Genomic DNA, 14,559 nt, shown 5'->3' with positions numbered 1-14,559 from the left:
CCCGTCCGCAGTGGACGGGGCCGATCAGATGGTGGCAAGTGAGGGATTCGAACCCCCGAAGGCTACGCCGGCTGATTTACAGTCAGATCCCTTTGGCCGCTTGGGTAACTTGCCATGCGCACCCAGCCGGTGTGATCACCAACCGAAGGCGCGCACAAAAGCATAGCGGATGGCTGACGGTGGTCGTGACCATCGGCCCTGGACGCGACCACGCGCCCACCAGGGCCCGCGCACGGGGGCCGAACCGGGCCTCCCGTCCGCCGTTAGGCTGTTCCGCATGGCAGACAGTTCCTTCGACGTGGTCAGCAAGGTCGACAAGATGGAGGCGGAGAACGCCCTCAACCAAGCGGCCAAGGAGATCGAGCAGCGGTACGACTTCAAGGGTGCCGACGCCTCGGTCGCGTTCAGCGGCGAGGACGTCCTCATCAAGGCGAACTCGGAAGAGCGGGCCAAGGCGGTCCTCGACGTGCTGCAGAGCAAGGTGATCAAGCGGAACATCAGTCTGAAGAGCCTCGACGCCGGTGACCCGTACCCCTCGGGCAAGGAGTACCGCATCGAGGTGAAGTTCAAGAACGGCATCGAGCAGGACGTGGCGAAGAAGATCGGCGCCTTCCTGCGCGCCAACGCCCCGAAGTCGGTGAAGAGCCAGATCCAGGGCGACGAGCTCCGCGTCTCGTCGAAGAGCCGTGACGACCTGCAGAACACGATCCAGCTCCTCAAGGGTGAAGAGTTCGACGTCCCGCTGCAGTTCATCAACTTCCGCTGACCCGCGGCGCCTGCGACCGAGACCCGACACCGGCACCCCGTGGAGCACTGGCTCAGCGTCGTCATCACCGTCCTGCTCGTCCTGCTGGACCTGGCGATCCGCGTCTTCTCGATCATCTACGTCCCGATCAACCGGAAGCCGCAGACCGCGACGGCGTGGCTGCTCGCGATTTTCCTCATCCCCTACATCGGCTTCATCGTCTTCCTGGTCATCGGGTCGACGAAGCTCCCCCGCGCCCGTCGCGAGAAGCAGACCGAGATCAACGCGTACATCCTCGAGCAGACGGAGGGCATCGAGCGGGTCCGTCGTGACCACCCGTGGCCCGCGTGGCTCGAGAGCGTCACGCGGCTGAACCGTGAGCTCGGCGCGATGCCGTTGGTCGGCGGCAACTCCGCGGAGCTCTACCCCGACTCCGAGGAGTCCATCGCCGAGATGACCCGGGCGATCGACCAGTCCCGCCGGTTCGTGCACGTCGAGTTCTACATCGCGACGCTCGACGACACCACGCGCCCGTTCTTCGAGGCGCTCGCGCGGGCGCGGGCCCGTGGGGTGACCGTGCGGTTCCTGCTCGACCACTGGGCCAGCCGCGGGTACCCGGGCTACAAGGACACGCTGGCGTTCATGGACCAGGCGGGCATCGAGTGGCACCTGATGCTGCCCCTCCTGCCGTTGCAGGGCAAGTTCCAGCGCCCCGACCTCCGCAACCACCGGAAGATCATGGTGATCGACGGCTCGGTCGCGTTCACCGGCTCGCAGAACCTGATCGACGCGTCGTACGACATCAAGTCCCACGTCGAGAAGGGCATGGTCTACAAGGACCTGTTCGCCCGGTTCGAGGGTCCGGTCGTCGCAGGGCTCAACGCCCTGTTCGTCACCGACTGGTACAGCGAGACCGACGAACTGCTGCTGCGCGAGAGCGACCCCGTGCAGCGGGCCGACCGCAGCGACGCGCTTGACTGCCAGGTGGTGCCGTCCGGCCCGGGCTTCGACGGCGAGAACAACCTGCGCCTGTTCAACGCGCTGCTCTACTCGGCGCAGCAGAAGGTCTCGATCACGTCGCCGTACTTCGTCCCGGACGACTCGATGCTCTACGCCATCACCACGACAGCGCAGCGCGGGGTCGACGTCGAGCTGTTCGTCGGCGAGATGGGCGACCATGCGATGACGTGGCACGCACAGCGCTCGTACTACGAGGGACTGCTCCGCGCCGGCGTGCGGATCTGGCTGTACCGGGCGCCGACGATCCTGCACGCCAAGCACTTCACCATCGACGACGAGGTGTCGGTGATCGGGTCGAGCAACATGGACATGCGCTCGTTCAGCCTGAACCTCGAGGTCTCCGTGATGGTGCGCGGTCACCGCTTCGTCGACGCCCTGCGCGAGGTGCAGGAAGCGTACAAGGAGCACAGCTTCGAGCTCACGCTCGACGAGTGGGTCGACCGTCCGCGCCGGTCCAAGGTGCTCGACAACGTCGCGCGGCTCACGGCGGCGCTGCAGTAGCCGTCTGGAGGCCCGGTGCGGGTCCGCCCCGCACGGTGCGGCTCCAGCACCGGCACCGGCACCGGCACCGGCAGGACGCTCAGCGCATCGGGACGAGGGATGCCAGGGCCCCGACCATCCGCTCGAGCGGGCCGCGGCCGAGGAACCGCCGCCACAGCATCGCGAAGACCACCGAGCCGAGGGCGAACCAGCCCCAGGCCTCGGCCGACTCGGGGTAAGTCGGCAGCATCGCGATGACCACGAGGTGCCCCGAGTACACCGTCAGCGGCATCGAGCCGACGGCGGCCAGAGGGAACGCGATCCGCTCGGCGACAGGCCCGCGGCCGTCGAACACGAGCAGGCAGAGGGCGATCACCGCGACCGCGACCCCGGCTGTGCCGACCACGTCGACGACCGACGACGAGTGGTCGCGCGGGGACAGGAACAGCTGTGCGAGGGCCTGGCCGGGGCTCGAGGCCTCGCCTGCGTACGGGACCCCGGGGAACGCCAGGGCAGCGTCGTCCGGCAGCGGAGCGAGGACCGATCCGGCGACGTACGCGGTGGCAGCGACCAGTGCGCCGGACACGAGGATCAGGACCTGCCGGCCACGGTCCTCCAGCCCGACCCGGGCGACCGCGAGCCCCACCAGGACGTACGCCAGGAAGGTGACCACGGGGTAGACCAGGCCGAGCTGCACGCCGATCATGCCGGCGTCGGCGTAGGCCGGCGCGATCGCCAGCGCGGCGAGCGGCGACAGCACCGCGCAGAGCACGGCGATGCCGAGCAGCGCCCCCGGTCGGACGCGGAGCACCGGGACCACCAGCAGGAACAGCACCCCGTAGGTCGGCAGGATCACGTACACAGGGGTGTCGAGCGCCATCAGGGCGAACCCGATGACGACGACCACCGCGGCACGGATCGCGAGCCGGGCTCGGATGCGGCCGATGGTGGGCGGGCCGGGCGGCTCGGTCCGTCCGCTGGTCAGGCCGATCGAGACGCCGGCCAGGACCGCGAACAGCGTGGACGGACGCCCGTGGGCGACGGCGGTCCAGGTGGCGGGGTCGGACCAGTCGAGCTGCTCCGCGATGCCGCCGATGTGGGCGGCCATCATGCCGAGCAGCGCGACCGCACGGGCCACGTCGACGCCCTGCAGCCGCATCCCCGACGCGGACGCGCCCCGCACCGCTGTGGGCGGGACGGGGCGCGTGTCGGTCATGGCGTCGTCAGCTCGTCGGGGTGTCGACGCGTCCGAGCGAGACGTCGATCATCTCGTCGCGTGGCACCACCTTGATGCGTTCGCGCCCGTCGACCGCACCGAGCGCCTGCTCGTGGGTGTCGAGGTGGTGCCAGCCCTCGAGGTCGGTGTACTCGACACCGCGCTCCCGGAGCAGGGCCGGGATCGCCTCGTCGGACGGGTCCTCCGGGGTCCACCAGCTCGCCTGGTCGCTGACGATGTGCTGCACGGTCTCCATGGCGTCGGACTTCGTGTGCCCGATGAGCCCGACCGGACCGCGCTTGATCCACCCGGTGGCGTACACCCCGGGGATCTGCTGGTTGTCGTCGTCGAGGACCTGGCCCTCGTGGTTCGGGATGACACCGTGCCGCTCGTCGAACGGCACACCGGGCAGCGGGGAGCCGAAGTACCCGACCGCGCGGTACGCGGCCTGGATCGGGACCTCGCGGATCTCGCCGGTGCCCTCCACGCCGCCCTCGCCGTTCGGGCGGGTGCGCTCGTAGCGGATGGCGGTGAGCTTGCCCTGCTCGTCGCCGACGAACTCGATCGGCTTCGCGTAGAAGTGCAGGTGGAGCCGACGGCTGGCCTGGCCGACCTCGCGCGTGCGCCACTGCTCGAGGACGCGGTTGATCACCATCACCTGCTTGTTCGTCGCGATCGCGGTCCTCGAGGCCTCGTCGTGGTCGAAGTCCTCGTCGTAGACCACCATGTCGACGTCACGGACCTCGCCGAGCTCGCGGAGCTCGAGCGGCGTGAACTTCACCTGCGCCGGACCGCGGCGGCCGAAGACGTGCACGTCCGTGACGGGCGATGCCTTGAGGCCCTCGTAGACGTTCGCGGGGATCTCGGTCGGCAGCAGGTCGTCGGCGTGCTTCGCCAGGATGCGCGAGACGTCGAGGGCGACGTTGCCGACACCGATGACCGCGACGCTCTCGGCGTTCAGCGGCCAGGTGCGGGGGACGTCGGGGTGGCCGTCGAACCAGCTCACGAACTCGGCGGCGCCGTACGAGCCGTCGAGGTCGACACCGGGGATGTCGAGGTCGGCGTCCTTGATCGCACCGGTCGAGAACACGACCGCGTTGTAGTGCTTCTTGAGGTCCTCGAGGGTGATGTCCTCGCCGTAGCGGACGTTGCCGAACAGCCGGACGACACCGCGGTCGAGGACGTCACGCAGGGCGTTGATGATGCCCTTGATGCGCGGGTGGTCGGGGGCGACGCCGTACCGGACCAGACCGTAGGGCGCGGGGAGCTGCTCGAACAGGTCGATCGACACGTCGTAGCCGTGCGCCTCGCGCAGCAGGATGTCCGCGGCGTAGATGCCGGCCGGGCCGGCGCCGACGATGGCGAGTCGGAGGGTGGGCACTGATCGTCTCCAGTTCGTTCGGGTGGGGGTTCCCGGGGGCCTCCCGGCCGGGCCGCAGCGCGTGCGCCGTCGGGAGGGGTGTTCAGCGGCTTCGGTCGACGACGGAGTCCGCGAAGCGGGTGAGCGCCCGTTTCACGGTGCCGTCCGGGAGCGGGGCGAGGGCGGCGACGGCTTCGCGGGCCCAGGCGACGGCGACGGCACGGGTCGCCGCGGTGGCCTCGTGCTCGCGGAGCGCGGCGACGGCCGACTGGTACGGGGCGGAGTCGACCACGTCGTCGGGCGCACCGTTGACGTCGCGCTCGATGCGCTCGACCAGGTGCTGGGCGGACGGGTCGGTCGCGGCCATCCGGCGCAGCTGCAGGACCGGCAGGGTGTCCACACCGGCGCGCAGGTCGTTGCCCGCGATCTTGCCGGTCTTGTCCGTCGCGGGGGCGAGGTCGATGACGTCGTCCACGAGCTGGAACGCCACGCCGACCTTCTCGCCGAAGGTACCGACGGCGTCGAGGTAGGCGCGGTCGGCACCGGAGAACATCACGCCGGCGCGTGCCGCGGTGGCGATGAGCGAACCGGTCTTGTCGCTGAGCACCTGGATGTAGTGCTCGAGCGGGTCGTCGTCCGGCTGCGGCCCCGTGGTCTCGTGCAGCTGCCCCATGCAGAGCCGCTGGAAGGTCTCGGCCTGCATCCGGATGCCCTCGGTGCCGAGGTCGGCCGTGATCAGGCTGGCGCGGGCGAAGAGCAGGTCGCCGGTCAGGATCGCCACGTTGTTGCCGTAGGTGATCTGCGCGGCGGGGACCCCGCGGCGGACGGGCGCCTCGTCCATGACGTCGTCGTGGTAGAGCGACGCCAGGTGCGTGGTCTCGATGCTGACCGCGGCCTTGACCACGGCGTCGGTCACCCCGTCACCGAGCTGGGCGATGAGGAGCGTCAGAGTCGGACGGATGCGCTTGCCGCCGGCCGACAGCAGGTACCGGCTGGTGGTGTCGGCGAGGGTGTCGGTGGAGCGCATGGCCTCCTCGAGCCCCTGCTCGACGAGTTCGAGCCCGTCGTCGACCGCGGAGATGAAGCGTCGGTCGGCGGGCGTGGCGAACAACCGCTCGCCGATGCCCAGCGATGCGCGCAGGCTCGGCGCGCGACGTGCGACCGGGACGCTCGGATTCAAGTGCTGCTCCGTCTTCGGGGGTGGTGACCGGTCAGTCGGCGGCCGGGTCGACGCGCGGCTGCTCGCCGGTGTTCTGGTGGTCACGGCGAGCCTTCGCACGCCGTGCCGCGGACTCGCGCACCGTGTCGGCGACGGGCTTGCGGCCACGGTGCAGTGCGACGATACCGGCCGTCAGGTTGCGGTAGGCGACCACCGAGAACCCGACACCGCGGAGCCACTGGGTGAGCACCTGCTGGTCGGGCCACGCGTCGATCGACTCGGCGAGGTAGCGGTAGGCGGCCGGGTTGCTGCTCGAGAGCCGCGCGATGCCCGGGAGCACGCGCTTCAGGTAGGTGCCGTAGCCGAAGCGCAGCAGGGCGCGGGGCGGCGTCGAGAACTCACAGATGACGACGCGGCCGCCGGGCTTGAGGACGCGCAGCATCTCGGCGAGCGCCTGCTTCGGGTCGTTCACATTGCGCAGCCCGAACGAGATCGTGACGGCGTCGAACGTGTCGTCGTCGAAGGGCAGCTGCTCGGCGTCGCCCTCGACGAAGGTGATCTCGGGGTGGCGTTCACGGCCGACGGCGATCATGCCGGCGGACAGGTCGAGCGCGGTGACCTCGGCGCCCTTCTTGGCGAAGGCCGCCGCGCTGGTCCCGGTGCCCGCGGCGATGTCGAGGACCTTCTCGCCGGGCTGCGGGTCGACCGCGCGGACGGTGGCGACACGCCACAGCGGAGCGTTGCCCGCCGACAGGATGTCGTTCGTGAGGTCGTACTTGGCCGCGACGTCGTCGAACATCGCCGCCACCTCGTCCGGGCGCTTGTTCAGGTCCGCTCTGCTCACACGGTCAATCCTAGAGGTCCCGACCGAGCGTTCACCGGACTCGCAGCCACCCGGGCGGTGCGGGATCGGCGCGTAGCATCGGAGCCGTGACCCGAACCACCACGGCGGCGCCCCCGCTGACGGTCTCGACCCGGATCCTCGACGACCCGGGCGCCGTCCTCCGCCACACGCTCCGCGACCGTCCACTCGCCTTCGTCCGGAACGGCGACGGCATCGTCGGCATCGGCGAGGCGCTCCGGTTCACGTTCACCGGACCCGACCGGATGCGTGACGCCGCGGCCCTCTGGCGCAGCATCGTCGAGACCGCCGTCGTCGACGACCCGGTGCAGCTGCGCGGTTCGGGGCTCGTCGCGTTCGGGTCCTTCGCCTTCGCCGACGACTCCGCCGACGAGAGCGTGCTCATCGTTCCCCGGGTGGTCCTCGGTCGTCGGCGTGGCAAGGCCTGGCTGACCGCGATCGACACCACGCTCGGCGCGGAGCCCCTGGCCTTCACCCGGACCTCGGTCCCGGTCCCCCACGTCGGGCCGCACGTCTCCGTGGCGTTGCGTCCCGGACACATCGACGAGGACACCTACGCCGCCAACGTGACCGAGGCGGTCCGGCGCATCGTGGCCGGCGATGCCCGCAAGGTGGTGCTCGCCCGCGACCTGGTCGGGACGCTGCCGCCGGGAGCCGATCGACGGGCGGTCCTGCTCGACCTCGCGTCGGCCTACCCGCAGTGCGTGACCTTCGCGGTGGACGGACTGGTCGGCGCCACCCCCGAGACCCTCGCCCGCACCGACGGCACGCGGTTGACCGCGCGGGTGCTCGCCGGCAGCGCCGCCCGGGGCACCGACGAGGTGTCCGACCGGGCCGCCGCCGAGGCCCTGGCCAGCAGCGCCAAGGACGTCGAGGAGCACACCTTCGCGATCGACAGCCTGCTCGCGGCCCTCGCCCCGCTCGCGACGGACCTGCGCGCCGACGCCGAACCGTTCCGGCTGCAGCTGCCGAACCTGTGGCACCTGGCGACCGACGTGCAGGCCACGCTGCCGCCCGACACCACGTCGCTGGACGTCGCCGACGCCCTGCACCCGACGGCCGCGGTCGCCGGCACCCCGACGGACGTGGCCGTGCGGCTCGTCGCCGAGCTCGAGGGCGTGGACCGCGGCCGCTACGCCGGGCCGGTCGGCTGGATGAGCGCGACGGGTGACGGCGAGTGGATGCTCGCGCTCCGCAGCGCCCGGATCGACGACGACGGCACCGTCCGGGCCTGGGCGGGCGCCGGGATCGTCGCCGGTTCGGAGCCGACGCGCGAGGTCGCCGAGACGGCCCTGAAGTTCCGGCCGATCACCGACGCGCTCGCCTGAGGCAGTCGCGCGACCCGCGCAGTGATGCAGCCGCGCGGCCACGCAGCCGCGCGGGCGCGCGGTCGCTCGGTCGCGCAGTCGCCGCTCGACCGGTCAGTCCGCCAGCGGGACCTCGATCACGACCCGCTCGGCGGGGTCGGTGAGCACCCGCTCGAGGTCTCCCCACGTCACCGCCCGGCGGTACTCCCACCCGAGGCCGGTGACGACCCGCTCGACGTCGACGTGCTGCGGGGTCGACATCATCCGCCGCATGTCGGCTTCCGGCGTGGTCTTCGCCACCTCGAGCCCGCGGAAGATCGCACCGCCGTGGTCGTTGCCGACGACGACCTGCACCCGGTGGGTGCGTTCCTCCGTCCCGGTGACGAACGCTCCGAGGTCGTGCAGCAGCGTCAGGTCGCCGAGGAGCACGCGGGTGGTGCCCACCGAGGCCGAGGCCTGCTCGAGCGCCGCGGCGATGCCCAGCGCGGTCGAGACGGTCCCGTCGATGCCGGCGAGCCCGCGGTTCGCGTGCACCCGGATCTTCTTGCCGAGCACCCGGGCGTCGGCTTCACGGATGAGCTGCGACGCACCGAGGACCAGCCGGTCGTGCGGCCAGGTCACCCCCCAGACGGCCTCGGCGAGCATGGCCCGGTCGACGGGTCGGCGACGGAGCGCGACCTCGTCACGCAGGAACTTGTTCCGCGCAGCGCGGTCAGCGGAGCGCTTGGCATCGAGGTCCGGGCCGGCGTCGCCGTCCCCCAGGATCCGGCGGCTCGCGCCGACCCAGCGGCCGACCCACGCACGGTGCTCCGGACGGGTGCGGCCCGTCACGCGGACGTCGGACACGAAGGTGGTCGCGGCGTCCGGTCGGGAGGCGCGGGCCGGGTCGAAGGGGTCGGCCGCCGGTCCGCGGACCACGATGGTCTCGACCCCGTCGCGCTGCAGGAGCGCGGGGACCTCCCTGCTGAGGGTCGGGTGACCGAGCACGACGGCCCGGCGGACGGCGCCGCCGTGGTCCGGGTCGCGCAGCAGTTCGCGGTAGGCCACGACCAGGTTGCGACCGAAGCGCGCGCCGCTCGAGACCTCGGCGAGGAGCGGCGCCCCGAGTTCCCAGGCGATCCGCTCGGCGTCCTCGCCGGCGTCGTGCCCGGCGATGACGACGGTTCCGGGTTCGTCGTCCGGGGTGAGCTCGGCGACCGGCAGACCCGTGTGCGCCCGGCGGGTCGCGAACACCAGGTCGACCTCGTCGTCCGGCACGGGGCTGACGTGCTCCGGGGCGAGCCCGGCGGACAGCGGCTCACGGAACGCGACGTTGAGCTGCGCGGGACCGGGTTGCCCGGTGTGCCCCGCTGCGGCGGCGACGGCCTGTCGGGCGAGGGTGCGCAGGGTGTCGCGGACCGAGGCGTCGACGCCGTGCGCCGACGGGGCCTCGACGTCGCGCACGAAGGCCACGGCCCGGCCGAAGATCCCCGGCTGGACAGTGGTCTGGTTGCTGCCGATGCCGCGCAGTTCATCGGGTCGGTCGGCACTCAGCACGATCATCGGCACGCCGGAGTGGTGCGCCTCGAGCACGGCGGGGTGCAGGTTCGCCACCGCGGTGCCCGACGTCGTCACGACCGCTGCCGGCCGGTGTGTCTCGACCGCGAGCCCGAGTGCGAAGAACCCGGCGGTCCGTTCGTCCAACCGCACGTGCACGGTCAGCCCACCGGCGCGTTCGAGGGCGACCGCCGCGAGTGCGAGCGCCTGGGAACGCGAACCGGGGCTCACCACGACGTCGGTGACGCCGGCACGCACGAGCTCCTGCAGGAGGGCGAGCGCGGTGTCCGTCGCCGGGCTGCCCGAACCGGCGGGGCCGTCAGCGATCGGTGCGGCCGTCGTCGTCGCGCTCGTGGAACTGGTCTTCGAGGTCTCGGAGGGTCGCGTCGTCCTGGTCCTTGTCCGTGATGGTGGTGCCCGGCTCCGGCGTGGTGCCGAGGAAGTCCGGGTCGTCCTCGGGTCCACGGTACCGGGCCGAAGCGCCGGGGTCGGCCGCCGGGGTGCGACCGAGCAGGAACCAGAGGACGCCGCCGACGACGGGCAGGACGATGACGAGCAGGAGCCACACGCCGCGGCGCAGGGAACGGACGCGCTGACGGGGCATCGTGCCGCAGTCGATGGCCGCGTACACCGTGAAGGCGACGGCGGCCACGGCGACGATCAACCACAAGCGGACCATGTGGTGAAGTCTAGGTCGCGACCCTGTGATGCCCCTGCCGGTCGGCCGTCCGTAGACTCACCGTGTGAAAGCGTGGCTCCTGTACACCCTGGCTCGGCTCGGCATCTTCGTGGTGGCGCTCGTGCTCCTCCTGCTCCTGACGCCGATGCCGTGGTACTGGGCGACGATCGTGGCCGCCCTGGTGGGCCTGCTCATCTCGTACATCGCCCTGTCCGGACTGCGCACGCAGGTCGCCCTGAGCCTGGCGAACCGCCGCGGCACCCCGGAGCGCGACGCCGACTCGGACTTCGAGGACGACTTCGTCGACGCCGCCGACTCCGACGCCGCAGCCACTCCCGTCGTCCGTCCGGTGTCCGACGCGGACCGGCACGAGGCGCGCCGCGACTCCGACTCCGCCTGATCAGACGGAGCCGGGCGCTGGGCCGTCGGATCAGGGAGCCGGGACGGCTACGGCTGGACGGCCAAGGTGATCCCGAGCACCACCCCGAAGGCGAGCGAGGCGAACGACGACAGCTGCAGGGCCGTGATGAGCTCACGGGGCTTCCGTGACGACACCCCGATCGCCAGGGCCGGCAAGGCCAGCAGCAGCGAGAAGTACGTGAAGCCCGTGCGGAAGTACAGCAGCACGAACCAGAGCAGCACGACGTACGGCAGCATCAGGAACAGGCCGAACAGGACGCGGGCGACCGGACGGCCGACGACCACGGCGAGTGTGCGCTTGCCCGCCAGCTGGTCCTCGTCGATGTCGCGGATGTTGTTCACCATGAGGACCGCGCAGGCGAAGAAGCCGGCGGCCACCGCGGCTGCCCAGCCGCTGACCGTGACCTCGCGGATCTGCACGAACTGTGTGCCGAGCACGGCGACCAGTCCGAAGAACACGAAGACGAAGACCTCGCCGAGGGCGTTGTACCCGTACGGCTTCTTGCCGCCCGTGTAGAACCAGGCGGCGACGATGGCGGCGGCCCCCACGAGCAGCAGCCACCACAGCTGGGTGAGCAGCACGATGACCAGGCCGGCGACCGCGGCCAGGCCGAAGAACGTCAGGGCGACGGTGAGTACGGTCCGGGGCCTGGCCAGGCCGGCTCCGGTGAGTCGTGCCGGGCCGACGCGGTACTCGTCGGTGCCGCGGACCCCGTCGGAGTAGTCGTTGCTGTAGTTCACGCCGATCTGCAGGAACAGCGCCACGGCCAGAGCGAGCAGCGCGACGGCGAGGTGGCCGTCCTTCGCCAGGTAGTCGCCGAAGTCCCCGGGTTCCCCGCTGTCGACGAACGCGACGGCGGTGCCGAGCACGACCGGGACGACACCGAGGGTCAGGGTGCGCAGGCGTGCTCCGCCGATCCAGTCGCGCGCGGTCGCCTTCCGCTTGGTGCGGGCGGGGGCAGCGGCCTTCGCCGGGTTGCCGGACCGGCCCTGCTTCTGCGTCGAGTTCTTCGTTCGTGCCACGAGCACCGATCTTATTGCCGATGCGGCACCCGGCGGCTCGCAGTCCCTACGGGCGCCCCGGGTCGACGAGCGCCTGCACGGCCCGGCGGTCGGGTTTGCCCGACGGCAGCATCGGGACCCGCTCCACCAGGACCACGTCTGCCGGGCGGGCGGCACGCCCCAGGGTGGCTCCGACGTGGGCACGCACGGCCTCGACATCGAGCGGTCGCTCGGTGACGACGACCGGGACCTCGCCCCACTCCCCCGCCGGGCGCCGGGCGACGACCGCGCTCTCCTGCCCGGGGAGGCCGCGGACGAGCCGTTCGACCGCACCGAGCTGGACCTTCTCGCCGCCGGAGATCACCACGTCGTCGAGGCGTCCGAGCACGCGCACCACGCCGTCGGACAGGGTCGCCGTGTCCCCGGTCCGGTACCAGCGCAGCCCGTCCCGTTCGACGAAGACCGACGCCGTGCGGGCGTCGTCGTCGAGGTACCCCTCGGCGAGCATCGGCCCGGCCAGGTGCAGCTCGCCGTCGACCAGCGCGGTGCGCACCGTGCCGAACGGGACGCCGTCGTACACGCATCCGCCGCTCGTCTCGCTCGCGCCGTACGTCGTCACGATCCGGACCCCGGCGTCGAGCGCCCGCTGCCGGAGTGGCGCCGGGGTGGCCTGCCCGCCGACCAGGACCGCGTCGAAGCGGGCGAGCGCACGGGTGGCGTCCGGGTCGTCGAGGACCCGGGCGAGCTGCACCGGCACCAGCGAGGTGTAGCGACGCGGCGCGGCCGGACCGGTGACGAGCCGTTCGGCCGCCGCGGTGAACGCGGCGGCCGCGAAGTGCCCGGGTGGGACGACGACGGGTTCGGTGCCCGCGGTGATCGAGCGGGTCAGGACGTTGATGCCGGCGATGTAGTGCGTCGGCAGGGCGAGCACCCAACGCCCGGGCCCACCGAGTGCCGCGTCGGCCGCGGCGGCACCGGCGAGGAGCGCCTCGGACGAGAGCGCCACGCGCTTGCCGGTGCCGGTGGACCCACTCGTCTCGACCACCAGGGCGACCGCCTGCCGGACCTCGGCCGGAGGCGGTGTCGGCAGCGCCGGGGCCCCCTCGGCGACGGGGAGCAGTGCGGGGCCGCCGGCGAGCGCTGCCTCCAGGCCGCGCAGCACGGCCGTCGGGTCCGACGTACCGGTCGCGACCAGCGGACGGGGCATCAGTAGTGCCAGGGGAACGCGGTCCACTCGGGAGCACGCTTTTCGAGGAACGAGTCGCGGCCCTCGACGGCTTCGTCGGTGCCGTAGGCCAGCCGCGTCGCTTCGCCCGCGAACACCTGCTGCCCGACCATGCCGTCGTCCACGGCGTTGAACGCGTACTTGAGCATCCGGATCGCCGTCGGGGACTTGCCGAGCACGATCTCGCCCCAGCGGATCGCCTCACGCTCCAGGTCGACGTGCGGCACCACGGCGTTCACCGCACCCATCTCGTACGCGCGCTGGGCGGAGTACTCCTGGGCGAGGAAGAAGACCTCGCGAGCGAACTTCTGCCCGATCTGCTTGGCGTAGTAGGCGCTGCCGTAGCCACCATCGAACGAGCCGACGTCGGCATCGGTCTGCTTGAACTTCCCGTGTTCGGCGCTCGCGATGGTGAGGTCGCAGATCGCGTGCAGGGAGTGCCCACCGCCCGCCGCCCAGCCGGGGACGACGGCGATGACGACCTTCGGCATCATCCGGATCAGCCGCTGAACCTCGAGGATGTGCAGCCGCCCCATCGATGCCTGTGCGGCCGCGGGGTCCACACCCTCGGGCGGTGCGCCCTCGTCGCCGACGTACTGGTAGCCGCTCCGCCCCCGGATGCGCTGGTCGCCGCCGGAGCAGAACGCCCACCCGCCGTCCTTCGGGCTCGGGCCGTTGCCGGTGAGCAGCACGACGCCGACACGGGGGTCCTGCCGCGCGTCGTCGAGGGCACGGTAGAGCTCGTCGACCGTGCGCGGACGGAAGGCGTTGCGGACCTCGGGGCGGTCGAAGGCGACCCGGACGATGCCCTCGGAGACGTGCTTGTGGTACGTGATGTCGGTGAACTGCTCCGCGATCGGAGCGGTGGTCCAGACGTCGGGGTCGAACAGGTCGGAGACGGGAGCAGGCATGCTCCCAACGTACCGCCGGGCGTCTGCCGGGTCAGGCGCCCATGTCGGTCAGGATCTCCGGCGCGACGAACACCATGATCACGATGAGGATCACGGGGTTCGCGAAGAACGCCAGGACGACCCCGACGGCGCCGTACCAGCGTCCGAACGAGCCGACGGCGGCGACGAACCCGAGCACGGCGGCGATGAGCGTCAGGAACACGACGACGAAGCAGATCCCGAAGGCGAAGTTCGTGTCACCGCCCATGAACACGGCGAACGCACTGGCGTCGACCGCGGCGGAGACCACGGCCAGGCCGAGGGCGATCTTGCCGACGACCGGGTTGCGGCGCTTCGTGCGACCCGTCTGCCGGACGTCGACGGTGCCGCGCTGCATGAGGCGTGCGAAGTCGTCGGAGTCTCGCCCTGGAGCCGCCGCGGATCGAACGCCCGCTGCCGGGCGGGTCGCCGCCGAGGGTCGGGCTGCAGCTGCCGGACGAGCCGACGCTGCCGGGCGTGCCGCTCCGGCGCTCGACGGGTCGGACGGGCGCTGCGATGCGCGCTGCTGTGCTGCGCGCTGCCGCGGATCCACCGCCACCGAGCCTCCCTCGTTCCGGGTCGTTCCCCTCGCCGACCGAGGCCGACCGATGCATGCTAG

General features: G+C 71.7%; 14 protein-coding genes and 1 tRNA gene. 4 read left to right on the top strand and 11 right to left on the bottom strand.

Going from position 1 to position 14,559, the window contains the following annotated elements; genetic code table 11:
- Nucleotides 1-29: 29 nt before the first annotated feature.
- A tRNA-Tyr gene (locus tag H7A73_RS09020) sits at nucleotides 30-114 on the bottom strand.
- Nucleotides 115-277: 163 nt separating this feature from the next.
- Between H7A73_RS09020 and H7A73_RS09015 the strand changes: the two genes are divergently transcribed.
- Both H7A73_RS09015 and cls read left to right on the top strand, forming a co-directional pair.
- Nucleotides 278-766: a YajQ family cyclic di-GMP-binding protein gene (locus H7A73_RS09015; RefSeq protein WP_182065676.1), complete on the top strand. Its 489-nt coding sequence runs from the start codon at nucleotides 278-280 to the stop codon at nucleotides 764-766.
- 39 nt (nucleotides 767-805) lie between these two features.
- Complete coding sequence (cls, locus tag H7A73_RS09010) at nucleotides 806-2,266, top strand: cardiolipin synthase (RefSeq protein ID WP_182065675.1); 1,461 nt, start codon at nucleotides 806-808, stop codon at nucleotides 2,264-2,266.
- Between the two features lie 79 nt (nucleotides 2,267-2,345).
- Here cls and H7A73_RS09005 read toward each other — a convergent pair whose 3' ends face one another.
- From H7A73_RS09005 to H7A73_RS08990, 4 genes are all read right to left on the bottom strand, one after another.
- Nucleotides 2,346-3,461 (bottom strand): heparan-alpha-glucosaminide N-acetyltransferase domain-containing protein, encoded by a 1,116-nt coding sequence (locus H7A73_RS09005; protein WP_182065674.1) that lies wholly within the window; start codon nucleotides 3,459-3,461, stop codon nucleotides 2,346-2,348.
- A gap of 7 nt (nucleotides 3,462-3,468) precedes the next feature.
- Nucleotides 3,469-4,842, bottom strand: a complete 1,374-nt coding sequence (locus H7A73_RS09000) for an FAD-dependent oxidoreductase (protein WP_182065673.1) — start codon at nucleotides 4,840-4,842, stop codon at nucleotides 3,469-3,471.
- An 82-nt stretch (nucleotides 4,843-4,924) separates the two neighbouring features.
- Complete coding sequence (locus H7A73_RS08995) at nucleotides 4,925-6,001, bottom strand: polyprenyl synthetase family protein (protein ID WP_182065672.1); 1,077 nt, start codon at nucleotides 5,999-6,001, stop codon at nucleotides 4,925-4,927.
- Nucleotides 6,002-6,032: 31 nt separating this feature from the next.
- The gene (locus H7A73_RS08990; RefSeq protein ID WP_017888622.1) at nucleotides 6,033-6,824 is read right to left on the bottom strand and encodes a demethylmenaquinone methyltransferase; all 792 of its coding nucleotides are present in this window, start codon (nucleotides 6,822-6,824) and stop codon (nucleotides 6,033-6,035) included.
- 86 nt (nucleotides 6,825-6,910) lie between these two features.
- Between H7A73_RS08990 and H7A73_RS08985 the strand changes: the two genes are divergently transcribed.
- Nucleotides 6,911-8,170, top strand: a complete 1,260-nt coding sequence (locus H7A73_RS08985; protein ID WP_182065671.1) for an isochorismate synthase MenF — start codon at nucleotides 6,911-6,913, stop codon at nucleotides 8,168-8,170.
- Between the two features lie 93 nt (nucleotides 8,171-8,263).
- On the opposite strand, the gene menD is transcribed toward H7A73_RS08985, so the two are convergent.
- Both menD and H7A73_RS08975 read right to left on the bottom strand, forming a co-directional pair.
- Nucleotides 8,264-10,012 (bottom strand): 2-succinyl-5-enolpyruvyl-6-hydroxy-3-cyclohexene-1-carboxylic-acid synthase, encoded by a 1,749-nt coding sequence (gene menD / locus H7A73_RS08980; RefSeq protein WP_182065702.1) that lies wholly within the window; start codon nucleotides 10,010-10,012, stop codon nucleotides 8,264-8,266.
- Entirely contained in the window at nucleotides 10,005-10,364 is a 360-nt protein-coding gene (locus H7A73_RS08975; protein ID WP_182065670.1) for a PLDc N-terminal domain-containing protein, read from the bottom strand. The genes menD and H7A73_RS08975 overlap by 8 nt, the downstream gene beginning before the upstream one ends.
- 64 nt (nucleotides 10,365-10,428) lie before the next feature.
- Between H7A73_RS08975 and H7A73_RS08970 the strand changes: the two genes are divergently transcribed.
- The gene (locus tag H7A73_RS08970; protein WP_182065669.1) at nucleotides 10,429-10,764 is read left to right on the top strand and encodes a DUF4229 domain-containing protein; all 336 of its coding nucleotides are present in this window, start codon (nucleotides 10,429-10,431) and stop codon (nucleotides 10,762-10,764) included.
- A 47-nt stretch (nucleotides 10,765-10,811) separates the two neighbouring features.
- Here the strand turns inward: H7A73_RS08970 and H7A73_RS08965 are convergent, their stop codons facing one another.
- Genes H7A73_RS08965 through H7A73_RS08950 form a run of 4 tightly spaced genes read right to left on the bottom strand, consistent with a single transcriptional unit; the run spans nucleotide 10,812 to nucleotide 14,298 of the window.
- On the bottom strand, nucleotides 10,812-11,813 hold the full coding sequence (locus tag H7A73_RS08965) for a 1,4-dihydroxy-2-naphthoate polyprenyltransferase (protein WP_182065668.1): 1,002 nt from the start codon (nucleotides 11,811-11,813) through the stop codon (nucleotides 10,812-10,814).
- Between the two features lie 40 nt (nucleotides 11,814-11,853).
- Nucleotides 11,854-12,993, bottom strand: coding sequence for an AMP-binding protein (locus tag H7A73_RS08960; RefSeq protein ID WP_182065667.1), 1,140 nt, complete (start codon nucleotides 12,991-12,993; stop codon nucleotides 11,854-11,856).
- The gene (locus H7A73_RS08955; protein ID WP_182065666.1) at nucleotides 12,993-13,922 is read right to left on the bottom strand and encodes a 1,4-dihydroxy-2-naphthoyl-CoA synthase; all 930 of its coding nucleotides are present in this window, start codon (nucleotides 13,920-13,922) and stop codon (nucleotides 12,993-12,995) included. The genes H7A73_RS08960 and H7A73_RS08955 overlap by 1 nt, the downstream gene beginning before the upstream one ends.
- A gap of 31 nt (nucleotides 13,923-13,953) precedes the next feature.
- The gene (locus tag H7A73_RS08950) at nucleotides 13,954-14,298 is read right to left on the bottom strand and encodes a hypothetical protein (protein ID WP_182065665.1); all 345 of its coding nucleotides are present in this window, start codon (nucleotides 14,296-14,298) and stop codon (nucleotides 13,954-13,956) included.
- Between the last annotated feature and the right edge of the window lie 261 nt (nucleotides 14,299-14,559).

The organism is Curtobacterium sp. ME12 (genome assembly GCF_903970855.1).
In the GTDB taxonomy this organism is placed as follows: domain Bacteria; phylum Actinomycetota; class Actinomycetes; order Actinomycetales; family Microbacteriaceae; genus Curtobacterium; species Curtobacterium poinsettiae_A.
This window is presented reverse-complemented; position numbering and strand designations above follow the sequence as displayed.